Raw genomic sequence first — 22672 nt, 5'->3', positions numbered from 1 at the left:
CTTCGATTGTTCACGCTCGATCTGAGCCGAGATGCGACCTCAAGCATCGAGTTTCGCGACGTTGTTGCCGCCCTTGTCCTCCCAGAGCTGTCATGGACAGCCGAGGACATCTCTGTGGTGGTCACCGGGCATTCCGCCGTGCCGATTGCTGAGATCGAAGAAGCCTCAAGCACTCCTGGCGTCGCGAACCCCGTCCTCAACAGCGAGATGTTCGTAGCTTTCAACCGTGCTGTTTCGCAACTGATCGACGGCGAGTTAATCGGCTTTCCGACCGAGCACCTTCAGCAGCTCGACAAGGCTGCAATCCGGCTGGACGTGGTGGACGGGACATTCTGGACCGTGATCCTCGATCCCGATCGAGTGGGGATGCGGAAGCAGTTCACGGCCATGTTCGGGGGCGGAGTGCCGATCGAAGCCATGAGCAGCCGAGCTACCGAGTCAAGCCGAGTAGACGACGATTGAGCGATGGCGTCCGAGGTTCATCGAAGAAGACGGCCACACCGGCGACTCTGGCGATCCCGGCGAAGGTACAACCAGTGCGCCACGGAGGAGGGCACCCAGCATGGCCGGACTGAGCGTCGAGGACGTTCCGCTCCGCTTGGTCGGGGAATCGGTCGATGCGATCTGGGTCGACCACACGGTCAGGCTCCTGTTCTCGAGCGCGGCGACCGTAGGGCTGGAATGTGCGTTCACGTTCGGCGCGACGATGGGCAGCCGGACGGTCATCGACCCGGACGGCGACAAAGCAGCACTCGCTCCGCTCCTCCGTCTGCACACAGTGACCGTGACCGGAGCACGCGCCGAGGGTTCCACCCTGACCGTTGAGTCCGCCGACGGGTCGTCCCTCTCAGCGGGACCGGCTCCCGCCTTCGAGTCCTGGCACTACACCGGTCCGGAAACTCCGCCGAATCGCATCATCATGCCGGGCAGTGATTCAGCGATCTGGGTCCACGGCCCACGATGATGCGGTCGTCCTGTTCACCGATCCGCGATCCGCGTGAAGGGAATGTCTGATGAACGACCTGGCCGTCGAGAGCGTTCCGTTGCTCCTCGCGGGAGAGACCGTCGACGCCATCTGGCTCGACCACACCGTCCAGCTCAGGTTCTCGAACGGAGCACTCGTCGTCCTCGCTCGACCCTTCTCACTGGGATCGGCGTCGGAGGCGATCACGATCGCCCCGGACGGCGACAAGTCGAACCTGGTACCGGCTCTGCGCCTGCACACGCTCGAAGTGATTGAGGCTCAGGTGACGGGCTCGACCCTGACGATGACGTTCTCCGATGAGAGTCGCTTGATCGCAGGACCGCACCCTGATTTTGAGTCGTGGCACTACGCCGGCCCAGAGACTCCCCCGACGATGATCATCATCATGCCGGGCGGCAACCCCGCCATCTGGCTGCATCACACCGCATGACCGGCCCCCGGTTCGCGTTCTTCCGGGCACGGTCCCCGCAGGACGGACGGATGCCCTCGTTCCGGTCGGTGTTCGAGTCGCTCACCATTCCACGCTTGCGATGGCTCGTCACCGACCTCGACGTGGTCGTGCGGTCGGGCTCGACGGTCCACGTGCACGAGTGGGACCGCCGGCTCACGGCAGCGCCACCACCCGGCCTGCGGTTGTCGCACGACGAGATGCTGACGCTCGTCCGGGACAACGAACAGGTGATCGACGGCGCGTTCTTCGGCGTCCCACTCGCAGCCGAGGCCGACATCGCCCAGGCGGTGATCCGCATCGACTTCTTCGACAGTTCCGAGGCCACCGTGGTCGTCGACACGGCGGTCATCGGCGTCTCCGCCGAGCTCGAAGGTCTGCTGGGTCCGGCGGTCACGGTGCCCACCATCGGCAGTCGGGACGCCGACACCACCGCGTACCGGATCCGGTCGCTCCTCCTCGCCTTCCTCGACGACTACCCTCGGCTGGCCACGCCGGAGCTGCGCCAGCAGGTCGATGCGCTCACGGCCGTCCACGAGTCAGCCCCCCGCATCTGGGACGTCGCACTCGCGGAGTGCCCTCGGACGGGCTTCGCAGACGGCCCGCTGCCCGGGGCACTCGACTACCGCACGGACGAAGCGCCGCTCGCCGGAGAGGTCCTCGTGTGGATGCTCGCCGGTCGGATCGACTCCGTCGAGTTCCCGTGGTTCACGACGGCGATGCCGACCGAGCTCCCGCGCCCCGATCAGCTCATCCGCGCGGGGGTGGTCCCGACGACGACCGGCGAACTGCACGCCGCCCTGTCGGCGGCGGCCGACGTCCCGACCAGCGCGCGCCGCTTCCTCGACTCGGTTGCTCCGTCCACCCCGGTCACCGCCGGCCGGACCCCGGCACGGACCCTGGCGGCGGCGCTCCGACGGAGTCGACAGGCGACGGCCCGCGGCGTCGACGTCCTGGCGGCAGCGCTCGACCGCATGCGCGACGACCCCGTCCTGATGTGCCAGGTCCAGGACGGCGACGACCTGCTGACGGTGGCGCTGTCGGCGACCGACCGGGCGGTCGTCGGGGCCGCGGTCACGACCGCTCGCGGTCCCTCGGACCTGGGAAGCATCACCGAAGCGAGTCATCCGCCGACCTGACCCAGGACGGACGGGCACACCCCGCTCAGCGGCGACGCGAAGCGTCGCGCGGGGCGCGCCGACCGAGCCTCCGAGGGAAGGCGGTGCCAGCTGGCCCCGTGCCTCCAGTCCGCTGGTCGCGTCTACCGGGCGCTGGTCGCGTCCGTCGGCTGCACCACCTCGGTCAGCCACGCGAGGATGCGCGCGTCGAACCAGTCCGCGTCGTGGTTCCAGAGCTTGGTGTGCCGCGCCGTGGTCTGCACCTCGAGCCGCACGATGTCGGGCCGTGCGCGTGCCAGGTCGTGCGACGCCGAGGACGGCACGAACCCGTCGTCGTCGCTGTGGAGGATGAGGATCGGCACCGTGAGTTCGTCGGCCCGCGCGACCATGTCGAGCTCCCGCAGGTCGACGGGGTGGTCGAGCCCGGCGACGTGGTGCAGGACGGGGGTGCGGAGGAGCCGCTGCGCGACCTTCCGGACCGGCCGCGGCAGCTTCAGGACCCGGCTCTGCGACTTGAGCACCGCGTGCCAGTCGACGACGGGCGACTCGAGCACGATGCCGTCGACGAGCCCGGCGAACCGGGACCGGACGAGGGTCTGCAGCACGACGGCCCCGCCCATCGACCATCCCATGAGCACGACGCTCCTGGCCTGCTGCGCGGTGAGCCAGCGGAGCACGGCGTCGACGTCCTCCCACTCGGTGCTGCCGAGACCGTAGCGGCCGTCGGTGCTCCGCGGCGCGACGCCGTCGTTCCGCCACGAGGCGAGGACCACCGAGTACCCGGCGGCGCGGAAGACCGGGACGGCGCGGATGGTCTCGGCGCGGGTCACGCCCCGGCCGTGCACGAGGACCGCCCACGGTGCGTCGGGGTCGTCGGCGCGGACCACCCACGCGGGCGCCGGGCCGTTCGGCGTGGGGATGTCCACGTCCTCGACCGGGACGTCGAGCTCCCCGGGGCTCAGGTAGAACCAGCCGCCCCACCGGCCGCGGCGGGCGGAGCGGGGGTCGCCGGCGTCGATCGCGATGATGCGCCGGGTGACGGTGGTGTCGGTGGTGCCGAGGACCTCGCCAACGCGCATGTGCCCGGTGCCGCCGCCGAACCACAGGCTGTACCGGCCCTGCAGCTCGGTGTCCGCGGTGCGCTCGAGCGTGACGGTCATGGCACCGGGGTCGACGGCGTGGATCGGGACGCGTTCGGTGCGCTTGCGGTCGGGCGTGACGACGGCACGGGCCACGGCGGCGACGAAGCCACCGACCACCGCGGTGGCCACGGCGGTCGCCGCGATGCCGGCTCCCAGCGCCACGAGCCCGGCCGACCGAGCGGTCTCCTGGACGACGTCCTCGGCGGGTCGCGCGGATCGGGACATGGCCGGGAGCCTAGTCTGCATGCGTGTCCGAATCCCGTGAGCCCGAGGCCTTCGAGCGACTCCGCGCGTTCGTGGCGTCGGGCCGGACCCGCACCGAGACCACGGTCACCGAGATCCCCTCGCCCTCGCGGATCGCGCCGCACTCGATCGCCCTCGCGGCGGACGTCTCGGGCGCCGTTCACGGCATCGACTCGGACCTCGGCACGGGGCGGTTCATCGCCCTGCACGACCCCGACGAGCCGGACGGCTGGGGCGGTGCGTTCCGCATCGTGACGTTCGCCCAGGCCCCGCTCGAGCCGGAGATCGGCGTCGACGAGTTCGTGGCCGACGTGACGTGGAGCTGGCTCGTCGATGCGCTCGCGGCCCACGGCGCGACGTACGACCGGGCCTCCGGGACGGCCACCAAGATCATCTCGCGCGGGTACGGCGACCTCGCGGCGCAGGGCGACGGCGCACAGCTCGAGCTCCGTGCCTCGTGGACGCCCCGTGACGAGGACCTGACCGCGCACGTCGAGGCGTGGGAGGAGATCGTCGCGATGCTCGCGGGACTCCCCCCGGCATCGGACGGCGTGACCCTGCTGGCTCCGAGGAGGACCACGAAGTGACCGACCCCGCCAGCGAAGCCGACCACACCGCACCCGGCGGCTCGGCCGCTCCGGCAGCACCGGGCGGCCCGGCCGCCCCGGCAGCATCGGCCGCCCCGGCTGATCCCGCCTTCGAGGACTCGCACGCCGCCGTGCGCGTGATCGAGGACCGCGACGAGTACCTGCGCGCGGTCGCCGCCATCGCCGCCGGCCACGGCCCCGTCGCAGTCGACGCCGAGCGCGCGAGCGGCTACCGGTACTCCCAGCGGGCGTACCTCATCCAGGTCTTCCGCCGCGGCGCCGGCGCGTTCCTGTTCGACCCGATCGCGATCGGCGACTTCACCGAGCTGCAGGACGCCATCGTCGACGAGGAGTGGCTCTTCCACGCGGCGTCGCAGGACCTGCCGTGCCTGCAGGAGGTCGGCCTCGTCCCGACCCGCATCTTCGACACCGAGCTCGGGGCCCGCATCGCCGGCTTCCCGCGCGTCGGCCTCGGCGCGGTGGTCGAGCAGCTGCTCGGCATCACGCTCGCCAAGGCCCACTCGGCGGCGGACTGGTCGACCCGCCCGCTGCCGCAGTCCTGGCTCGTGTACGCGGCGCTCGACGTCGAGCTGCTGCCCGACCTCCGTGACGCCCTGGCCGCAGCGCTCGACGCCGCCGGCAAGTCCCGCATCGCGGAGGAGGAGTTCGCCGCCGTCCTGACCCGCGCGCCGAAGCCGCCCCGTGCCGAGCCGTGGCGCCGGCTGTCCGGCATGCACGCGCTGCGCGGTGCCCGAGCGCTGGCGATCGCCCGCGCCCTGTGGACCGCCCGCGACGAGTACGCCCGTGCGGCCGACGTCGCCCCCGGTCGGACCATCCCGGACGCCGCGATCGTCGCCGCGGCGGCCGCCGCACCGGCCACGAAGGCCGAACTCGGTGCGCTCAAGGCCTTCACGGGTCGGGCCAGCCGTTCGGAGCTCGACCGCTGGTGGGCCGCCGTCGACGAGGGCCGCACGACCGAGGACCTGCCGAAGCTCCGCGGCTCGGGCGAGGCCACGCTGCCCCCGCCCCGGGCGTGGGCCGACCGCAACCCCGAGGCCGACCGCCGTTACAAGGCCGCGCGGGCCGCGGTCGTCGCGCGCGCCGAGGAGCTCGACCTGCCCGTCGAGAACCTCCTCACGCCGGAGACGCTCCGCCTGGTGTCGTGGGAGCCGCCGACGCCGATCGCGACCGAGACCGTCGGTGCCGTGCTCGCCTCCCACGACGCCCGCCCGTGGCAGGTCGAGGAGACCGCGTCGCGCATCGCGCACGCCTTTGTCGCTGCTGGACAGGCCCCTGCTGCCGAGAGCAACACCGGCTCGTAGGAACACCCCAACGGGCATGCGCCCGTCCAGGCTCCGGGCATAGCGTCGGAGCAGTCGCCGGGCACAGCCCGGCCGGTCGGGGCGGAACGTGCCCCGACTCGATCGAAGAGGATCTGGAGGCCCGAGTGCCCAAGGCATCAGACGTCGTGTTCGTGGACGGAGTCCGCACCCCGTTCGGACGAGCCGGTGAGAAGGGAGTGTTCTGGAAGACCCGCGCGGACGACCTCGCGGTCCACGCGATGCGCGGGCTGCTCGATCGGAACAGCCAGCTCGACGGTGCGGCGGTCGACGACGTCGCCGTCGCGGCAACCACCCAGCAGGGCGACCAGGGCCTGACGCTCGGCCGCACCGTGGGCATGCTCGCGGGTCTGCCGAAGTCGGTCCCCGGCTACGCGATCGACCGCATGTGCGCCGGCGCCATGACGAGCGTCACGACGCTCGCCGGCGCGATCGCCTTCGGCGCCGCCGACGTCGCGATCGCCGGCGGGGTCGAGCACATGGGCCGCCACCCGATGGGCTTCGGAGCCGACGTGAACCCCCGGTTCGTCGCCGAGCGCATGGTCGCGAGCGACGCGCTCGTCATGGGCAGCACCGCGGAGCGCCTGCACGACCGGTTCCCCGCCATCACGAAGGACCGCACGGACGCCTTCGCCGTCCAGTCGCAGCAGCGCTACGCCGCCGCGTGGGGCGCGGGCAAACTCCAGCCCGACGTCGTCCCGGTCGAGGTCAACACCGGCGAGGGCTGGGACGTCGTCACGGCGGACGAGCCGCCCCGCCCGGGCACCACCCTGGAGGCACTGGCTGCGTTGCGCACGCCGTTCCGGCCCCACGGACGGATCACCGCCGGCAACGCGGCGGGCCTGAACGACGGCGCGACGATGAGCCTGCTCGCGTCGGAGGACGGTGCGAAGCAGCACGGCCTGCCGATGAAGATGCGCATGGTCTCCTTCGCGTTCGCGGGTGTCGACCCGGAGGTCATGGGCATCGGCCCGGTCCCCGCGACCGACAAGGCCCTCCGCAAGGCGGGACTCACCATCGACGACATCGGCCTGTTCGAGATCAACGAGGCGTTCGCGGTCCAGGTGCTCGCCTTCCTCGACAACTACGGCATCGCGCAGGACTCCCCGAACGTCAACGCCTGGGGTGGCGCGATCGCCGTCGGCCACCCGCTGGCGTCGAGCGGTGTGCGCCTGATGAACCAGCTCGCGGCACAGTTCGCCGAGCGCCCGGACGTCCGGTACGGCATCACCACGATGTGCATCGGGCTCGGCCAGGGCGGCACCGTCATCTGGGAGAACCCGAACTTCAGCAAGAGCGCGGCACGGAAGGCGGCCTGAGCATGACCACCACCCCGATCGACCAGCTGACCGAGCTCAGCGCGGACGAGGTCGTCACCCACTCGTACGTCAAGCACGTGGCACTCCCGTCCGGCGGGACGCTCGCGCTCATCACGCTCGACAACGGCAAGGACTACAAGCGCCCCTCGACCCTCGGACCGCGGACCATGCGCGAGCTGTCCGACGTGCTCGACACCCTGCGTGACGCAGCCGCGAAGGGCGAGGTCCAGGCCGTCGCGATCACCGGCAAGGAGTACTGCTTCGCGGCCGGCGCCGACCTGTCGCAGGCCGCGGCGCTGCCCTCCCGCGAGGTCGCGCACGAGCTCGGCGTGCTCGGGCACGCAACGCTCCGCAAGTTCAGCGAGCTGGGCGTCCCGTCGTTCGCGTTCGTGAACGGCATCGCCCTCGGCGGTGGCCTCGAGGTCGCCCTGCACTGCACGTTCCGGGTGTTCTCGTCCGCAGCGCAGGGCATCGGCCTGCCCGAGGTGTTCCTCGGGATCATCCCCGGCTGGGGCGGCGCGACGCTGCTCCCCCGCCTGATCGGGCCGGAGAAGGCGCTCCGCGTCATCGTCGAGAACCCGCTCAAGAACAACCGCCTGATGGACGGCCTGGCTGCGGTCGAGATCGGCATCGGCGACGCGCTCATCCCGTCGGTCACCTTCCTGCCGTCCGCGATCGCGTGGGCTGACGGCGTCGTGTCCGGCCGCACCAAGGTCGTCCGGAAGAACGAGCCCGGCATGCTCGAGAAGGCCGCGTGGGGCACCGTCGTCAAGGTCGCACGGGGCCAGGTCGCATCCAAGATCGGCACGGTGCCGAAGTCGCCGTTCCGCGCGCTCGACCTCGTGGCGGCCGCGAAGAGCGGGAGCCTGGACGAGCGCTTCGCGGGCGAGGACGACGCCCTCGCCGACCTGCTCGCCGGCGACCAGTTCGCCGCGTCGATGTACGCGTTCGACCTCGTCCAGAAGCGGGCGAAGCGTCCCGTCGGAGCCCCGACGGACGTCGAGGCGAAGAAGATCACGAAGGTCGGCGTCCTCGGCGCCGGACTCATGGCGTCGCAGTTCGCGCTCCTGTTCGCGCGCCGCCTCGGCGTTCCCGTGGTGATCACGGACGTCGACCAGGCGCGTGTGGACGCCGGCGTCGAGCGCATCCGGTCCTCGGTCGACGAGCTCCTCGCCAAGAAGCGGGTCTCCCCCGACGACGCGAACCGCATCAAGGCGCTCGTCTCGGGTTCGGTGTCCTACGACGCGTTCGCGGACGCCGACTGGGTGATCGAGGCCGTCTTCGAGGAGATGTCGGTCAAGCAGGACGTGTTCCGGAAGATCGAGCAGGTCATCGCACCCGATGCGATCCTCGCCACGAACACGTCGTCGCTGTCGGTGTCCGAGATGGGCTCGGTGCTGTCCGACCCGTCGCGGCTCGTCGGCTTCCACTTCTTCAACCCCGTCGCCGTGATGCCGCTCCTCGAGGTCGTCCGCACCGAGCAGACCTCGGACGAGACGCTCGCGACGGCCCTGGCGGTCGCGAAGACCCTCAAGAAGACCGCGATCATCACGGCCGACCAGCCCGGCTTCGTCGTGAACCGGGTGCTCGCCCGGGTCCTCGGCGAGGCGATGCGCGGTGTCGAGGAGGGCACGCCCTTCGCGACCGTCGCCGATGGTGCGGCACCGCTCGGGCTGCCGATGTCGCCGTTCGAGCTGCTCGAGCTCGTCGGGCTGCCGGTCGGCGCGCACGTGCTCGACTCGCACCACGCCGCGTGGCCGGAGCGGTTCTACCCAGGTGACGGGCTGAAGCGCATCGCGGAGCACGGCGCGATCCTGACCCGCGACAAGAAGGGCGCCGTCACCGGGTACGACCCCGCTGCCGTGAAGCTCGTCGCGCCCGCGAAGAAGGACGCCCAGCCGGTCGACGCCGCGACCATGCAGCAGCGGTTCGAGGACGCACTGGCCGACGAGGTGCACCGCATGCTGCAGGACGGGGTGGTCCAGCACGTCGAGGAGATCGACCTCGGCCTGATCCTCGGTGCGGGCTACCCGTTCCAGGCCGGCGGCATCAGCCCGTACCTCGACCGCTCCGGAGCGTCCGAGCGCGTCTTCGGCGGCACGTTCCACGACCCGGCGATCGTCGGTCCCGCCTCGCGCTAGCCGGACCCACCGGTCGATCGAACCACGGAACCGACATCGAACCAGGCACTCGTCCTGGTTCGATGTCGGTTCCGTGGTTCAACGGCGCGACGAACGAGCGCGGGCCCGCCACCGCACCGCGCGAACCACGCGCTCAGCGCTCCGCGGACTCCCGCGTGCGCGCCGGCTTCGCCTGAGGCAGCTTCGTACCGACGACCTGGTCGATGACGTCCCGCGCGATCGCCTGCGCGGTCAGCCCGACGTCGGCCAGGATCTGCGACCGCGACGCGTGGTCGATGAACTCGTCGGGCAGCCCGAGCTCGTTCACGCCGGTGTCGACCCCGGCCGCCCGCAGGTCCTGTCGCAGCCGTGTCCCGACGCCCCCGACCCGGACGCCGTCCTCGATCGTGATGACCAGCCGGTGCTCGCGGGACAGGTCGACCAGCGATGCGGGGATCGGCACGACCCACCGCGGGTCGACGACCGTCGCACCGATGCCCTGCGCCTCGAGCAGGGCCGCGGCATCGAGCGCCACCGGCACCATCGAGCCGACCGCCACGAACAGGACGTCAGGCTCCTGCCCGTCGGTCGGGTCCCGGAGGACGTCGACCCCGTCCGAAAGACGACGGAGCGCCGGCAGGTCCGGCCCGACGGAGCCCTTCGACCAGCGCAGCACGGTCGGGGCGTCGTCCACGGCGACGGCCTCGCGGAACTCCTCGCGCAGCGTGACCGCATCGCGCGGTGCGGCGATCCGGATTCCGGGCACGACCTGCAGGAGCGCGAGGTCCCACATGCCGTGGTGCGAGGGACCGTCCGGACCGGTGATGCCCGCGCGATCGAGGACGAACGTCACCCCGGCGCGGTGCAGTGCCACGTCCATGAGCACCTGGTCGAACGCCCGGTTGAGGAACGTCGCGTAGAGCGCGACCACGGGGTGGAGCCCGCCGAACGCGAGCCCGGCGGCGGTGGTCACGGCGTGCTGCTCCGCGATGCCGACGTCGATCACCCGCTCGGGGTGCTGCTCCTGGAACAGGTGGAGTCCGGTGGGGCGCAGCATGGCGGCGGTGATCGCGACGATCCGCTCGTCCGCGGCGCCGACCGACGCCAGTTCGGACGCGAAGACCGACGTCCACGAGGGCCCCGACGACACGTCGAGCGACTCCCCCGTCTCCGGGTCGATGTGCCCGACCGCGTGGAACTGGTCCGCCTGGTCGCGGAGCGCCGGCTCGAAGCCGTACCCCTTCTCGGTGATGGCGTGCACGATCGTCGGCGCTCCGTAGGCCTTGGCCTGCCGGAGCGCAGCCTCCATCGCGCGCTGGTCGTGCCCGTTCACCGGACCGATGTACTTGATGTCGAGGTTCGAGTAGAGCGCCTCGTTGTTCGTGAACCGCGACAGGAAGCCGTGCAGGCCGCCGCGCACCCCGCGGTAGAAGGCCCGACCGGGTGCACCGAAGCGCGACGCGACCGCCTGCGACTTCTCGAACAGCGCACGGTACTCACGGCGCGTGCGCACCGAGCTGAGGAACCGCGCCATCCCGCCGATCGTCGGCGCGTAGGACCGGCCGTTGTCGTTCACGACGATCACCATGCGGCGGTCGTTCGCGTCCGAGATGTTGTTGAGGGCCTCCCACGTCATGCCGCCCGTGAGCGCGCCGTCCCCGACGACGGCGACCACCGTGCGGTCGTCCTGGCCGGTCTGCCGGAAGGCCCGCGAGATGCCGTCCGCCCACGACAGGGACGACGACGCGTGCGACGACTCGACGATGTCGTGCTCGGACTCGCTGCGCTGCGGGTACCCGGCGAGGCCGCCGCGCTCCCGGAGGCGCGAGAAGTCCTGTCGACCCGTGACGAGCTTGTGCACGTACGACTGGTGCCCGGTGTCGAACACGAACGGGTCGTGCGGCGAGTCGAACACGCGGTGCATCGCCAGCGTGAGCTCCACCACCCCGAGGTTCGGCCCCAGGTGCCCGCCGGTCTTCGCGACCTCGGCGACGAGGAAGCGACGGATCTCGGCGGCGAGCTCCGTCATCTGCGCGTCGGACAGACGCTTGAGGTCGCGCGGCGACGAGATGCTGCTGAGCAGGCTCACGAGCGCTCCTTTCGTGGGGCAGGTCACCACACTATCCGCGGGACCGGACGACGGACTGGAGGCCCGTGGCGGTGTCGCCACGGGCCTCCAGTCCGACAGGTGGTCGCGTCAGCGACCGGTGCGCGCGTCGCGCGCCGTGCTCACACGAGCGAGCGGAGCACGTACTGCAGGATGCCGCCGTTGCGGTAGTAGTCGGCCTCACCGGGGGTGTCGATGCGGACGACCGCGTCGAACTCCACGGGCTCCTTGCCGGCGGGCGAGTGCTCGCTCGGCGTCGCGGTGACGTGCACCGTCTTGGGCGTCCGACCCTCGTTGAGCTCGGTCAGCCCGGAGATCGAGACGACCTCGGTGCCGTCGAGGCCCAGGGACTCGGCGGACTCGCCGGCCGGGAACTGCAGCGGGACGACGCCCATGCCGATCAGGTTCGAGCGGTGGATCCGCTCGAAGCTCTCGGTGATGACCGCCTTGACGCCGAGCAGGTTCGTGCCCTTGGCCGCCCAGTCGCGCGACGAGCCCGAGCCGTACTCCTTGCCACCGAAGATGACGAGCGGGATGCCCTGCTCTTGGTAGTGCTGCGAGGCGTCGTAGATGAACGACTGCTCGCCGTCCGCCGTCGTGAAGTCACGGGTGTACCCGCCCTCGACGCCCGCGCCGTCGTTCGCGTCCGCCAGCAGCTGGTTGCGCAGTCGGATGTTCGCGAACGTGCCGCGGATCATCACCTCGTGGTTGCCGCGACGCGAGCCGTAGGAGTTGAAGTCCTTGCGGTCGACACCGTGCTCGGCGAGGTACTTGCCCGCCGGGCTGTCCGCCTTGATCGACCCAGCAGGCGAGATGTGGTCGGTCGTGACCGAGTCGCCGAGCTTCGCGAGCACGCGGGCGCCCGAGATGTCCGAGACCGCGTCGGGCTGCATCGTCATGCCCTCGAAGTACGGGGGCTTCCGGACGTAGGTGGACTCGGTGTCCCACTCGAAGGTGTCGCCCGTCGGGGTCGGCAGGTTCTTCCAGCGGTCGTCGCCCTCGAACACGGAGCCGTACTCGTGGGTGAACATCTCCGTGTCGATCGACGTGTCGATGACCTGCTGGACCTCGCCCGCGTCGGGCCAGATGTCCTTGAGGAACACGTCGTTGCCGTCCTGGTCCTGGCCCAGGGCGTCGGTGTCGAAGTCGAAGTGCATCGAGCCGGCCAGCGCGTAGGCGATGACGAGCGGCGGCGACGCGAGGTAGTTCATCTTCACGTCGGGGTTGATGCGGCCCTCGAAGTTGCGGTTGCCCGAGAGCACCGCGGTGACGGCGAGGTCGTTGTCCTGCACGGCCTGCGAGATCTCCTCGGGCAGCGGTCCCGAGTTGCCGATGCAGGTGGTGCAGCCGTAGCCGACCGTGTAGAAGCCGAGGTCCTCGAGGTAGCTGGTCAGCCCGGCCTTCTCGTAGTAGTCGGTGACGACCTTCGAGCCCGGCGCGAGGGTGGTCTTCACCCACGGCTTGGCCTTGAGGCCCTTCTTCGCGGCGTTCCGCGCGAGGATGCCGGCGGCCATCATGACCGACGGGTTCGACGTGTTCGTGCAGGACGTGATCGCGGCGATCGCGACGGCGCCGTGGTCGATCGTGAACGCGTCGCCGTCGCCCACCGTGACCGAGGTCGGCTTCGAGACCGTGCCCGGGGCGCTCGAGGCGTGCACCGGGACCTCGGACGGCTGCGCGTCCTGCAGGTCGTCGACGGCGTGCTCGTCACCGGGGGCCGCGGCGACCGGGTCGGACGCCGGGAAGGTGTCGGCGACGGCCTTGTCCGCCTCGGAGTGGTCGATGCTCGCGTAGTTCGCGAGGTCGACCTCGAACTGGTCCTTGGCCTTCGAGAGCTCGATGCGGTCCTGCGGGCGCTTCGGGCCGGAGATCGACGGGACGACCGTCGACAGGTCGAGCTCCATGTACTCGGAGTACGCGGGCTCCACCGACGGGTCGTGCCACAGGCCCTGGGCCTTGGCGTACGCCTCGACGAGGGCGATCTGGTCCTCCGACCGGCCCGTCAGGCGCAGGTAGTCGAGCGTGACGGCGTCGACCGGGAAGATCGCGGCGGTCGAGCCGAACTCGGGGCTCATGTTGCCGATGGTCGCGCGGTTCGCGAGCGGGACCTCGGAGACGCCCTCGCCGTAGAACTCGACGAACTTGCCGACCACGCCGTGCTTGCGGAGCTCCTGCGTGATGGTGAGCACCACGTCGGTCGCGGTGACGCCGGCCGGGATCGAGCCGGACAGCTTGAAGCCGACGACCTTGGGGATGAGCATCGAGACGGGCTGGCCGAGCATCGCCGCCTCGGCCTCGATGCCGCCGACGCCCCAGCCGAGCACGCCGAGGCCGTTCACCATCGTGGTGTGCGAGTCGGTGCCGACGAGCGTGTCCGGGTACGCGTAGAGCTCGCCGTCGAACTCGCGCGTGTACGTGACCTTGGCCAGGTACTCGATGTTGACCTGGTGGACGATGCCGGTCCCCGGCGGGACGACCTTGAAGTCCTCGAACGCGGTCTGGCCCCAGCGGAGGAACTGGTAGCGCTCCCCGTTCCGCTCGTACTCCAGGTCGGTGTTGCGCTGCAGCGCGTCCTCGCGGCCGAACAGGTCGGCGACGACGGAGTGGTCGATGACCATCTCGGCCGGCGACAGCGGGTTGATCTTGTTCGGGTCGCCGCCGATCTGCGCCATCGCCTCGCGCATGGTGGCGAGGTCGACGATGCACGGCACGCCGGTGAAGTCCTGCATGACCACACGGGCCGGCGAGAACTGGATCTCGGTGTCCGGCTCGGCGTCGGGCCGCCACGAACCGAGGGCGCGGATCTGCTCCTCGGTCACGTTCGCACCGTCCTCGGTGCGGAGCAGGTTCTCGAGCAGCACCTTCAGGCTGTACGGGAGCTTCTCGTGCCCCGGCACCTTGTCGATCCGGTGGATCGCGTAGTCGACACCCCCAACCGACAGTGTGTCCTTCGAGCCGAAGCTGTTGACTGCAGCCACTGTGCCGCCTCCCTACTGATCGGTGTGCCCCCATCTTCGCGGGCCGCGGAACGTCCCACCAGCAAGGCAAACCTAAACCCGGCGGCGCTGCTGCGCCCCCGGCAAACTGTCTCGATGTCGAGACAACTCTACACCGCGGCGGGGTCGTCCCGTCGCGTGAACACCGTGCGGACGAGCAGCCACGTGACCCAGAGCACGGCGGCGTAGAGCGGCACGCCGAGGATCAGCTTGAGGCCCGCGAGCAGTTCGACCTGCGCCGTCAGGTACAGCGGCACCTCGACCGCCAGGCGCACCGCGAACAGCCCGACCCAGATCCACGTGGCGACCGTGAGCACCCGGCGCTTCGCGGGGTCGGCGCGCCAGTCGACGTGCGAGCCGTCCTCGTTCGCGGGCAACAGGAAGCCGACGACGACGCCGATGAGCGGCCAGCGCACGGCCAGCGTGACGAGGAGTCCGACCAGCCAGACGGCGTTGATGACGATGCCGGGGATGAAGTTCGTCTCGGCGCGGCCGGTCAGCAGTGCCAACCCGGCCGACACCGCGACGCCGAGGATGCCCGCGAAGGACATCGTCACCGACTGCCGCTGCACCAGCCGGAGCACCACGAAGACCAGCCCGACGACCACCGGGATCACGACGCTCGGGACGAGCTCCTTCGTGATCGTGTAGACCACCAGGAACGCGAGCCCGGGCAGGATCGACTCGGCGAGGCCGCGGACGCCGCCGACGGCACCGAGCAGGTCGCGGCCGGACGGTGCCTCGCCCGGGGCGACCCGGGCGATCCCGGCCTTCTGCACCGCCGCGCGGAACTGCTCGGAGAAGCTCGGCTGGTCCGGATCGACACCCGGCCCGTCGCCGGACGACGCCGTACCGGACGGATCGGTGCCGGGCGTCCCCGTCTGCGGTCGGGTGGTCTCGTCGCGGTCCGGCACCGTGCCTCCTGGCCGTGTCTCGAGTCTGGGCGTGCCGGTCAGACGGCCGACTGCGTCGACTTCGGCATGTGCAGCGGGATGAGGTCGCGCGGCGGCATCGGCGTGGTGCCGCGCACCACGACGACGCTGCGGAACAGCTCCTCGATCTCGGCGGCGTCCTCCGGACGCTCGGCGGCCTTGCCGGCGATCACGCCGCGCAGGAACCACCGCGGACCGTCGACACCGACGAAGCGGGCCGGGCGCGCGCCGTCGGTGCCGCCCGAGCCGTCCGTGACCACCGGCACGAGGGCACGGAGCTCGGGGCCGAACGGGCCGTCCACTTCCTGCACCGTGCCGCCCTGACGCTCGATCTGCTCGGCGATCTGCGCGCGGATCTCGTGCCAGAGCCCGGTGGACCGCGGCGCGGCGAACGGCTGGACCTGCAGCGTCGACTCGTCGTAGTCGAGCCCGACGGCGACGACGCGCTGCGAGCCCTCCTCGACCTCGAGCCGCAGGTGCAGCCCCTCGCGCGGCAGGACCTTCACGCCACCGAGGTCGACGTACGGACGCACCAGGTTCGCCTCGGTCTCGTCGTGCGGCCCGTTGGCGGCACGGTCGTCCGGGGCGGACTTGTCGGTGGGCGCGACCGCGTCCACCTCGTCGAGGTCCGCGTCGGCGTCGGCTGCGAGCTCGACCTCCGGCGTCGTCCCCGCGACCTCTGCGTCCTCGGCGACGGCCTCCGCCACCTCGACCTCGTCACGCTTGCGTCGGCCGAACTTCATACGCCCGTCCCTTCCTGGATGTCGACGGCGGCGTCGCGCGCGACACCGCTCCGGTCACCGTAGCCCGAGGAGCCGAACCCGCCCTCACCGCGGCGGCTCTCGGGGAGCTCGTCCACCTGTGTGAAGACCACCCGGGGCACCGGCATGACGATCAGCTGGGCGATGCGGTCGCCCGCGTGCACCTCGTAGGGCTCGGCCTGGTCGGTGTTGAGGAGTGCGACCTTGATCTCCCCGCGGTAGCCCGCATCGACGGTGCCCGGCGCGTTCACGATCGTGATGCCGTGCTTCGCCGCGAGCCCACTCCGGGGCACCACGAACGCCGCGTACCCCTCGGGCAGTGCGATCCGCAGCCCGGTGCCCACGAGGCGTCGCTCGCCGGGACGGAGCACGAACGCCTCGGTCGAGACGAGGTCGGCACCGGCGTCGCCGGGGTGGGCGTACCCGGGAGCGTGCTCCCCGGTCCAGAGGACGTCGACTGGTTCGGTCACGTGACGAGGGTAGTGCAGACCGTGACCGTTCCGTGACCTGCCCCGGTTCGTGGTCGAATGGTCCCGTGACCCTGTACCGCGAACGTCTCTGGGCGCCGCCCGCCCTCTACCTGGCGACGGCGCTCGTCATCCCCGCGAGCCTCCTCGTCTTCCTGCCGATCAGCGTCCTCGCCGGCGTGCTGGTCGCGATCGGCATGTACCTCGGGATCGTCGTGCTGCTCTGGGCGCTCGCCCCGACCGTCGAGGTCACCGAGACCGAGTTCCGTGCGGGCAAGGCGCACCTGCCGCGGACCCTCGTCGGCGAGGTCGCCGGCTTCGAGGGCGCCGAGGCCACCACCCAGCGGGGGCCGAAGCTCGACGCCCGCGCGTGGACGCTCTTCCGCGGGTACGTGCGCGGGGTCGTGCGCGTCGAGGTCGCGGACCCGGCGGACCCCACCCCGTACTGGCTGGTCAGCGTGCGGAACCCGTCGGCGGTCGTCGCGGCGTTGCGCTCGTAGGCGGTCACCGCCGACCCGGCCTGGAGGCACGGAGCGCGCCCGCCCCGCCGGTCACGTCCGCTCTCGCTCGCGTGGTCGACCATGCGGACTGCCCGGACGTGCGGAACGGCCCGCCTCCCCGAGGGGAGGCGGGCCGTTCCGCGTCGCTCGACGCGGTGTGCTGCTCAGAGCGCGGCGCACTCCGCGCAGACCGGGCCGAGCTTCGACTCGTGGTCGAGCTGCGAGCGGTGCTTCACGAGGAAGCACTCGACACAGGTGAACTCGTCGACCTGCGGCGGCAGCACGACGACGTCGAGGTCGACGTCGCTGAGGTCCTGTCCGGCGAGCTCGAAGCTGCCGGGGTTGTCCGAATCATCGTCGACGACCCCCGACATCTTGTCGGGAACGCGCTCCTTCAGGGCTTCGATCGACTCCGAGTCGGAGGAGTCGTCGGTCTTCCTGGGGGCGTCGTAATCGGTGGCCATGCCCATCCATTTCTCGTATCGAGAGGTCGTCGCCGGTGATCGGCGGCGACAGTTTGCACCACGACCCGGCAGAGCGCAAACCGAACGCGGTGCGGGATCGTCAGGCCGTCCAACCCGGCGCCGGACCCGGACATTCCCGCGTGCCACGGACGGACCCGCCACCCGGCCCGGGCATCCCGCGGCGCGCCCGTGCGCCTCCCCGCGATCGACCCCGGCCGGCTGCATACTCCTCGGGTACGCGCACGACCGTACGAACGCTCGGGAGGCGGAACATGCAAGACGTGAGAGTCATCGGAGTCGAGTCCGGGGCACTCCTGCTCGCGACCGACGGCGGCACCGAGTTCCGGTTGCCGGTCACCTCGTCGCTGCCGGGGCAGGTCCGTCAGGCGAACCCCGAGGCCGGTCCGCAGAAGCGCGTGTCCCCGAAGGACGTGCAGGCCCGGATCCGCGGCGGTGCCGACGCGGCCGACGTCGCATCGGCGCTCGACGTCGACGTCGAGTACGTCCGGCGTTTCGAGGGTCCCGTGCTCGCCGAGCGCGCCTTCGTCCTCGACGCCGCCCGCCGCGTCCCGGTCACCCCCGTCGACACCGACGCGCCGGACACCTTCGGCGAGGCGATCACCGCCAAGCTCGAGTCCGGCGACGCGACCGCGGTCCACTGGGCGTCGTGGAAGCACGTCGAGCAGGGCTGGGTCGTCCGCGTCCGCTACACCGCCGCCGAGGTCGAGCACGACGCGCAGTGGCTCTTCGACCCGAAGACCTCGACGCTCACGCCGGACAACGGCGACGCGCACCGTCTGTCGCACACCGAGGACGAGGGCATCGCGCCACGCCTCCGTGCCGTCGAGAACGACCACCAGGACACCGACGGCACCCGCTTCGACTCCGGCGCGTTCCGCGTCGAGCAGCCCGACGAGGACCTCACGAACCCCGAGGTCCAGGAGCGTCCGCTACGGGCGCCGCTCCCCCGCATCGGTGTCGCGGTGGCCGAGGAGCGCTCCCCCGGGAACGAGACCGCCGACCTGCTCGAGGCCCTGCGTCGCCGCCGGGGCGAGCGCGAGGCCGCGACGTTCGGGGAACAGCGCGACGAGCCGCGCGGCACCTCGATCAGCGTCGTCGACATCCCGCTCGCCGGCTTCGACGCGACGCCCGCGTCCGCACCGGAGCGCGAGGACGCCCGCCCGGCGTCGGCCCCCGAGGCCGAGAGCCGTCCCGAGCGCAAGAAGCGCAGCCGCCGCTCGATGCCGAGCTGGGACGAGATCGTCTTCGGCACACGTCCGGAGGACCCGGCCTGATCGGACCGTCCTGCGCCGTCAGGCGCGGAACGCACCGCCGAGCCGGAGCGGGACGAAGGTCTCCTCGTCCGTCATCGCGCCGTGCTGCCCGATCATGCGCTTCGGCGTCTCCCGCGGGCCGACCTCGCGGTCGTCGTTGAACGCCCACGACCCGCGCGCGACGACGACCACGTCCCCGATGCGCGGGAGCACCCGGTCGTCGGTCGTCCCGAACCACCCGGCCGCGACGGCCTCGGTCCGGCTCGCCACGTACGCCTTCTTGCCGTAGCGGGACCGCCAGGCATCGACGAGCGCGGGCACGTCGGTCCCCGGTGCGACGGTCAGCTGGCGGCAGCGCGGGTCCCCGGCCACGCCCACGACGTCGCGCAGGAGCTCCGGGTCCATCGGGATGTTCGCGTCCGGTGGCACGTCGAGCACCCCGTGGTCGGCGGTCACGAGCAGCCCGACGTCCGGCGCACCGCGGGACTCGAGCCGGGCGAGCTCCCCGTCGAGCAGCTCGAGCGCGGCCGTCCACCGGTCGGACTCCCACCCGTGCTTGTGGCCGATCGAGTCGAGCTCTGGGACGTAGAGGTACACGAGCGACCGCCCGGTCGCGGTCTCGGCCAGGGCCGCGTCGACGCGCTGCGGGATGGTGTCGGCGGCGACGTACCGGGCACCACCGAGGACGTTCGCGGTCATCCCCGAGGTCCGGTACCGCGTCGGACCGACCACCACGGGGTCGACGCCGAGCGCCGGGGCCTCGCTGAAGACCGTGCTCGCGAGGAACCAGTCCGCGGGGACGACGTCGTCCCACCCGCTCAGCAGGTTCATCACCTGCCCGGTGTCCGGGTTCCACCCGCTGTAGCCGACGACCCCGTGCACGCCCGGCGGTCGTCCGGTCGTCAGGGTGCTCAGCGCCGCGGCCGTGGTCGTCGGGAACCCGCTCCGCAACCGCTTCTTCGTCCCGGCGAGCCACCGGGCGTGCCCGGCGCGCGCGGCCAGCGCGCCCGCGCCCAGTCCGTCGACCAGCACCACGACCGCGGAACGGGCGGGACGGAGGGCGATCCGTGCCTCCCGTCCGGTGGTGCGCAACCACGTGTCGTCCGCAGCGCCGAGCGCGACGAGGCAACTCGGCAGCACGTCGGCGAGGTTCGCGGTGGCGTCGGGGGCGCTCGGTACGCTGGGGGGCACCCCACGATCCTCCCAGAAAGGTCCCATGGCACGCACGGAAGCAGTCGGCCTGCCCGACGGTGAGCGCATCGAGGACGTCGACGTCTCCGAGGAGATGCAGGGTTCGTTCCTCGAGTACGCGTACTCCGTCATCTACTCGCGGGCCCTGCCGGACGCGCGCGACGGACTGAAGCCGGTCCAGCGCCGCATCCTGTACCAGATGGCCGAGATGGGCCTGCGTCCGGACCGCGGCCACGTCAAGAGCGCCCGTGTGACAGGCGAGGTCATGGGGAAGCTCCACCCGCACGGCGACGGCGCGATCTACGACGCGCTCGTCCGTCTGGCGCAGCCGTTCACGATGCGCGTGCCGCTCGTCGACGGCCACGGCAACTTCGGCTCGCTCGACGACGGCCCGGCCGCGGCGCGGTACACCGAGGCTCGGCTCGCCGAACCCTCGATGGCGATGACCGAGGGCCTGAACGAGGACGTCGTCGACTTCGTCCCGAACTACGACAACCAGATCATGCAGCCGGCCGTGCTCCCCGCGGCCTTCCCGAACCTGCTCGTCAACGGTGCCGCGGGCATCGCGGTCGGCATGGCGACGAACATGGCGCCGCACAACCTGGGCGAGGTCGTCGAGGCGGCCAAGCACCTGCTGCTCCACCCGGACGCCACGCTCGACGAGCTGATGGAGTTCGTGCCGGGGCCCGACCTGCCCTCCGGCGGCACGATCGTCGGGCTCTCCGGCGTGCGGGACGCATACGCGACCGGCCGCGGATCGTTCCGCACCCGGGCGAAGGTCAGCGTCGAGAACCTCACGCCGCGGAAGGCCGGGCTCGTCGTCACGGAGCTGCCGTACCTGGTCGGCCCCGAGCGCGTGATCGAGAAGATCAAGGACGGCGTCCAGGCGAAGAAGCTCGTCGGCATCTCCGACGTCAACGACCTGACCGACCGGAACCACGGGCTGCGGCTCGTCATCGGCATCAAGTCCGGCTTCAACCCGACGGCCGTGCTCGAGCAGCTCTACAAGCACACCCCGCTCGAGGACGGCTTCGGCATCAACAACGTCGCGCTCGTCGACGGGTCGCCGCGCACGCTGGGCCTCCGCGAGCTGCTCGACGTCTACGTGCGGCACCGCATCGCCGTGGTCACGCGGCGCTCGGAGTACCGACTGGCCCGCCGGCGCGAGCGACTGCACCTCGTCGAGGGCCTGCTCATCGCGATCCTCGACATCGACGAGGTCATCGAGGTCATCCGCTCCTCCGACGACTCCGAGGCCGCACGGACCCGGCTGCAGGACGTCTTCGACCTGTCCGAGGTGCAGGCCGAGTACATCCTCGAGCTCCGGCTCCGTCGTCTGACCAAGTTCTCGCGCCTCGAGCTCGAGGGCGAGCGCGACCAGCTGCTCGCCGACATCGCCGCGCTCGAGGAACTCCTCGCGTCCGACGACCGGCTCCGCGCCCAGGTCGCACTCGAGCTCACCGAGGTGTCCGACCGGTTCGCCACCCCCCGCCGCACGCTCCTCACCGAGGCCGACGCTCCCGTCCGCGGCGGACGCAAGGCCGCGGTGGACCCGGAGTCGCTGCAGATCGCGGACGCGCCGTGCCGGGTGCTGCTCTCGACGACCGGTCGACTCGTCCGGGTGGACATCCCGGAGACCGACCTCGGGATCGTGCGGGTGCCGAAGCGCTCGAAGCACGACGCCGTCCGCTCCACCGTGGTGTCGACGGTCCGCGGACAGGTCGGGGCGCTCACCTCGACCGGCCGCGTGCTCCGGTTCTCGCCCGTCGACGTGCCCGCCGTGCCGCCCGCCTCGGTGCGGCTCGACGCCGGGGTCCGCGTCGCCGAGTACCTCGGCATCGCCCGCACCGAGACCGTCGTCGCCCTCGTCGACCTGTCCCCCGGTGCGTCCGACTCGCTCGCGATCGGCACCGCGCAGGGCATCGTCAAGCGCGTCGCCACCGGGGCGTGGCCGGACAAGGACGAGTTCGTCGCGATCGGGCTCAAGCCGAAGGACGCCGTGGTCGGTGCCGCGCAGGCGCCCGAGTCGGACGACCTCGTGTTCATCACGTCGAACGCGCAACTGCTGCGCTTCCCGGCCGCCGGGGTCCGCCCCCAGGGACTGCCGGCCGGTGGTGTCGCCGGGGTGTCCCTCGCCGACGGTGCGACGGTGATCTGGTTCGGCTCCGTCCCGCGCTCCGACGACGCCGTGGTCGCGACCGTGTCCACCGCGTCGGGCGCGCTGCCCGGCACCGACGCCGGTCGCGCGAAGGTGTCCGCGTTCTCGGAGTTCCCGGCCAAGGGCCGTGCCACCCAGGGTGTCCGGGCGCACGCGTTCCTGAAGGGCGAGGACGGGCTGACCGTGGCGTGGGCGGGCATCGCGCCGCCGCACGCCGTGGGGTCGGACGGTGCCGCGCGGACACTGCCGGACTGGCTGTCGAAGCGGGACGGGTCGGGCGCGCCGCTCGAGGCCGTCATCGCGACGATCGGCGGGAGTGCCGCGGCGCTCGACGGGACCGCGGGCGAGGCGTAGGCGGGCGCGGCGCGCGCTGCGCCGCCGGGCTGCGCCGCGCTCCCGCGCTGCCGCGCTGCCGCGCCGCCGCGCTGAGTTCACGCGCTGAGCGACACCTCACGGCCTTCGCGCCGCGTGAGATGTCGCTCAGCGCGTGAAGTCGCAGAGGCGCGCCAGCGCCCCCGCG

General features: G+C 71.6%; 19 protein-coding genes. 11 read left to right on the top strand and 8 right to left on the bottom strand.

Going from position 1 to position 22672, the window contains the following annotated elements; all coding sequences use genetic code 11:
• The first annotated feature begins 6 nt into the window (after positions 1 to 6).
• The 4 genes from LQK89_RS07580 to LQK89_RS07565 all read left to right on the top strand — a co-directional run bounded on the left by LQK89_RS07580 (position 7) and on the right by LQK89_RS07565 (position 2572).
• Positions 7 to 462: a hypothetical protein gene (locus LQK89_RS07580; RefSeq protein WP_231050634.1), complete on the top strand. Its 456-nt coding sequence runs from the start codon at positions 7 to 9 to the stop codon at positions 460 to 462.
• 100 nt (positions 463 to 562) lie between these two features.
• The gene (locus LQK89_RS07575) at positions 563 to 964 is read left to right on the top strand and encodes a DUF6188 family protein (RefSeq protein WP_231050633.1); all 402 of its coding nucleotides are present in this window, start codon (positions 563 to 565) and stop codon (positions 962 to 964) included.
• Between the two features lie 49 nt (positions 965 to 1013).
• Positions 1014 to 1415, top strand: coding sequence for a DUF6188 family protein (locus tag LQK89_RS07570; RefSeq protein ID WP_231050632.1), 402 nt, complete (start codon positions 1014 to 1016; stop codon positions 1413 to 1415).
• Entirely contained in the window at positions 1412 to 2572 is a 1161-nt protein-coding gene (locus tag LQK89_RS07565) for a hypothetical protein (RefSeq protein WP_231050631.1), read from the top strand. The genes LQK89_RS07570 and LQK89_RS07565 overlap by 4 nt, the downstream gene beginning before the upstream one ends.
• Positions 2573 to 2694: 122 nt before the next feature.
• Here LQK89_RS07565 and LQK89_RS07560 read toward each other — a convergent pair whose 3' ends face one another.
• On the bottom strand, positions 2695 to 3918 hold the full coding sequence (locus LQK89_RS07560; RefSeq protein WP_231050630.1) for an alpha/beta hydrolase family protein: 1224 nt from the start codon (positions 3916 to 3918) through the stop codon (positions 2695 to 2697).
• A 23-nt stretch (positions 3919 to 3941) separates the two neighbouring features.
• Here LQK89_RS07560 and LQK89_RS07555 point away from each other — a divergent pair, with 23 nt between their 5' ends.
• The 4 genes from LQK89_RS07555 to LQK89_RS07540 all read left to right on the top strand — a co-directional run bounded on the left by LQK89_RS07555 (position 3942) and on the right by LQK89_RS07540 (position 9323).
• Positions 3942 to 4523: a DUF3000 domain-containing protein gene (locus LQK89_RS07555; RefSeq protein WP_144801333.1), complete on the top strand. Its 582-nt coding sequence runs from the start codon at positions 3942 to 3944 to the stop codon at positions 4521 to 4523.
• 131 nt (positions 4524 to 4654) lie between these two features.
• A complete protein-coding gene (locus tag LQK89_RS07550) occupies positions 4655 to 5845 on the top strand; it encodes an HRDC domain-containing protein (protein ID WP_231050761.1) in 1191 nt (396 codons plus the stop codon).
• 125 nt (positions 5846 to 5970) lie between these two features.
• Positions 5971 to 7182 (top strand): thiolase family protein, encoded by a 1212-nt coding sequence (locus tag LQK89_RS07545; protein ID WP_175326157.1) that lies wholly within the window; start codon positions 5971 to 5973, stop codon positions 7180 to 7182.
• A gap of 2 nt (positions 7183 to 7184) precedes the next feature.
• A complete protein-coding gene (locus tag LQK89_RS07540; RefSeq protein ID WP_231050629.1) occupies positions 7185 to 9323 on the top strand; it encodes a 3-hydroxyacyl-CoA dehydrogenase NAD-binding domain-containing protein in 2139 nt (712 codons plus the stop codon).
• A 133-nt stretch (positions 9324 to 9456) separates the two neighbouring features.
• On the opposite strand, the gene dxs is transcribed toward LQK89_RS07540, so the two are convergent.
• From dxs to dut, 5 genes are all read right to left on the bottom strand, one after another.
• Positions 9457 to 11391, bottom strand: a complete 1935-nt coding sequence (gene dxs, locus LQK89_RS07535) for a 1-deoxy-D-xylulose-5-phosphate synthase (protein ID WP_231050628.1) — start codon at positions 11389 to 11391, stop codon at positions 9457 to 9459.
• 140 nt (positions 11392 to 11531) lie between these two features.
• Complete coding sequence (locus LQK89_RS07530) at positions 11532 to 14387, bottom strand: aconitate hydratase (protein WP_058742500.1); 2856 nt, start codon at positions 14385 to 14387, stop codon at positions 11532 to 11534.
• A 128-nt stretch (positions 14388 to 14515) separates the two neighbouring features.
• A complete protein-coding gene (locus LQK89_RS07525; protein ID WP_231050627.1) occupies positions 14516 to 15319 on the bottom strand; it encodes a DUF3159 domain-containing protein in 804 nt (267 codons plus the stop codon).
• A 38-nt stretch (positions 15320 to 15357) separates the two neighbouring features.
• A complete protein-coding gene (locus LQK89_RS07520) occupies positions 15358 to 16080 on the bottom strand; it encodes a DUF3710 domain-containing protein (RefSeq protein ID WP_083520041.1) in 723 nt (240 codons plus the stop codon).
• Complete coding sequence (gene dut, locus LQK89_RS07515; RefSeq protein WP_175326153.1) at positions 16077 to 16568, bottom strand: dUTP diphosphatase; 492 nt, start codon at positions 16566 to 16568, stop codon at positions 16077 to 16079. Before dut ends, LQK89_RS07520 begins: the two co-directional genes overlap by 4 nt.
• A 65-nt stretch (positions 16569 to 16633) precedes the next feature.
• Between dut and LQK89_RS07510 the strand changes: the two genes are divergently transcribed.
• A complete protein-coding gene (locus LQK89_RS07510; RefSeq protein WP_114851031.1) occupies positions 16634 to 17065 on the top strand; it encodes a DUF3093 domain-containing protein in 432 nt (143 codons plus the stop codon).
• 164 nt (positions 17066 to 17229) lie between these two features.
• On the opposite strand, the gene LQK89_RS07505 is transcribed toward LQK89_RS07510, so the two are convergent.
• The gene (locus LQK89_RS07505; RefSeq protein WP_031272446.1) at positions 17230 to 17529 is read right to left on the bottom strand and encodes a DUF4193 domain-containing protein; all 300 of its coding nucleotides are present in this window, start codon (positions 17527 to 17529) and stop codon (positions 17230 to 17232) included.
• Positions 17530 to 17810: 281 nt separating this feature from the next.
• Here LQK89_RS07505 and sepH point away from each other — a divergent pair, with 281 nt between their 5' ends.
• A complete protein-coding gene (sepH, locus tag LQK89_RS07500; RefSeq protein WP_167510054.1) occupies positions 17811 to 18824 on the top strand; it encodes a septation protein SepH in 1014 nt (337 codons plus the stop codon).
• A gap of 18 nt (positions 18825 to 18842) precedes the next feature.
• Here the strand turns inward: sepH and LQK89_RS07495 are convergent, their stop codons facing one another.
• Positions 18843 to 19994 (bottom strand): alkaline phosphatase family protein, encoded by a 1152-nt coding sequence (locus LQK89_RS07495; protein WP_231050626.1) that lies wholly within the window; start codon positions 19992 to 19994, stop codon positions 18843 to 18845.
• A 25-nt stretch (positions 19995 to 20019) separates the two neighbouring features.
• Here LQK89_RS07495 and LQK89_RS07490 point away from each other — a divergent pair, with 25 nt between their 5' ends.
• On the top strand, positions 20020 to 22506 hold the full coding sequence (locus LQK89_RS07490) for a DNA gyrase/topoisomerase IV subunit A (RefSeq protein WP_141861356.1): 2487 nt from the start codon (positions 20020 to 20022) through the stop codon (positions 22504 to 22506).
• The last annotated feature ends 166 nt before the right edge of the window (positions 22507 to 22672 follow it).

The organism is Curtobacterium sp. C1 (genome assembly GCF_021049325.1).
Taxonomy (GTDB): Bacteria; Actinomycetota; Actinomycetes; order Actinomycetales; family Microbacteriaceae; genus Curtobacterium; species Curtobacterium citreum.
Note: the sequence above shows the minus strand (reverse complement) of the source record. Positions and strands in the feature narration are given on the sequence as shown.

Bases quoted from the DNA above. Each gene is read 5' to 3' on its own strand.
- LQK89_RS07575 (WP_231050633.1), top strand. From the start codon at position 563: ATGGCCGGACTGAGCGTCGAGGACGTTCCGCTCCGCTTGGTCGGGGAA.
- LQK89_RS07570 (WP_231050632.1), top strand. From the start codon at position 1,014: ATGAACGACCTGGCCGTCGAGAGCGTTCCGTTGCTCCTCGCGGGAGAG.
- LQK89_RS07565 (WP_231050631.1), top strand. From the start codon at position 1,412: ATGACCGGCCCCCGGTTCGCGTTCTTCCGGGCACGGTCCCCGCAGGAC.
- LQK89_RS07560 (WP_231050630.1), bottom strand. From the start codon at position 3,918: ATGTCCCGATCCGCGCGACCCGCCGAGGACGTCGTCCAGGAGACCGCT.
- LQK89_RS07540 (WP_231050629.1), top strand. From the start codon at position 7,185: ATGACCACCACCCCGATCGACCAGCTGACCGAGCTCAGCGCGGACGAG.
- LQK89_RS07520 (WP_083520041.1), bottom strand. From the start codon at position 16,080: ATGAAGTTCGGCCGACGCAAGCGTGACGAGGTCGAGGTGGCGGAGGCC.
- LQK89_RS07505 (WP_031272446.1), bottom strand. From the start codon at position 17,529: ATGGCCACCGATTACGACGCCCCCAGGAAGACCGACGACTCCTCCGAC.
- LQK89_RS07490 (WP_141861356.1), top strand. From the start codon at position 20,020: ATGGCACGCACGGAAGCAGTCGGCCTGCCCGACGGTGAGCGCATCGAG.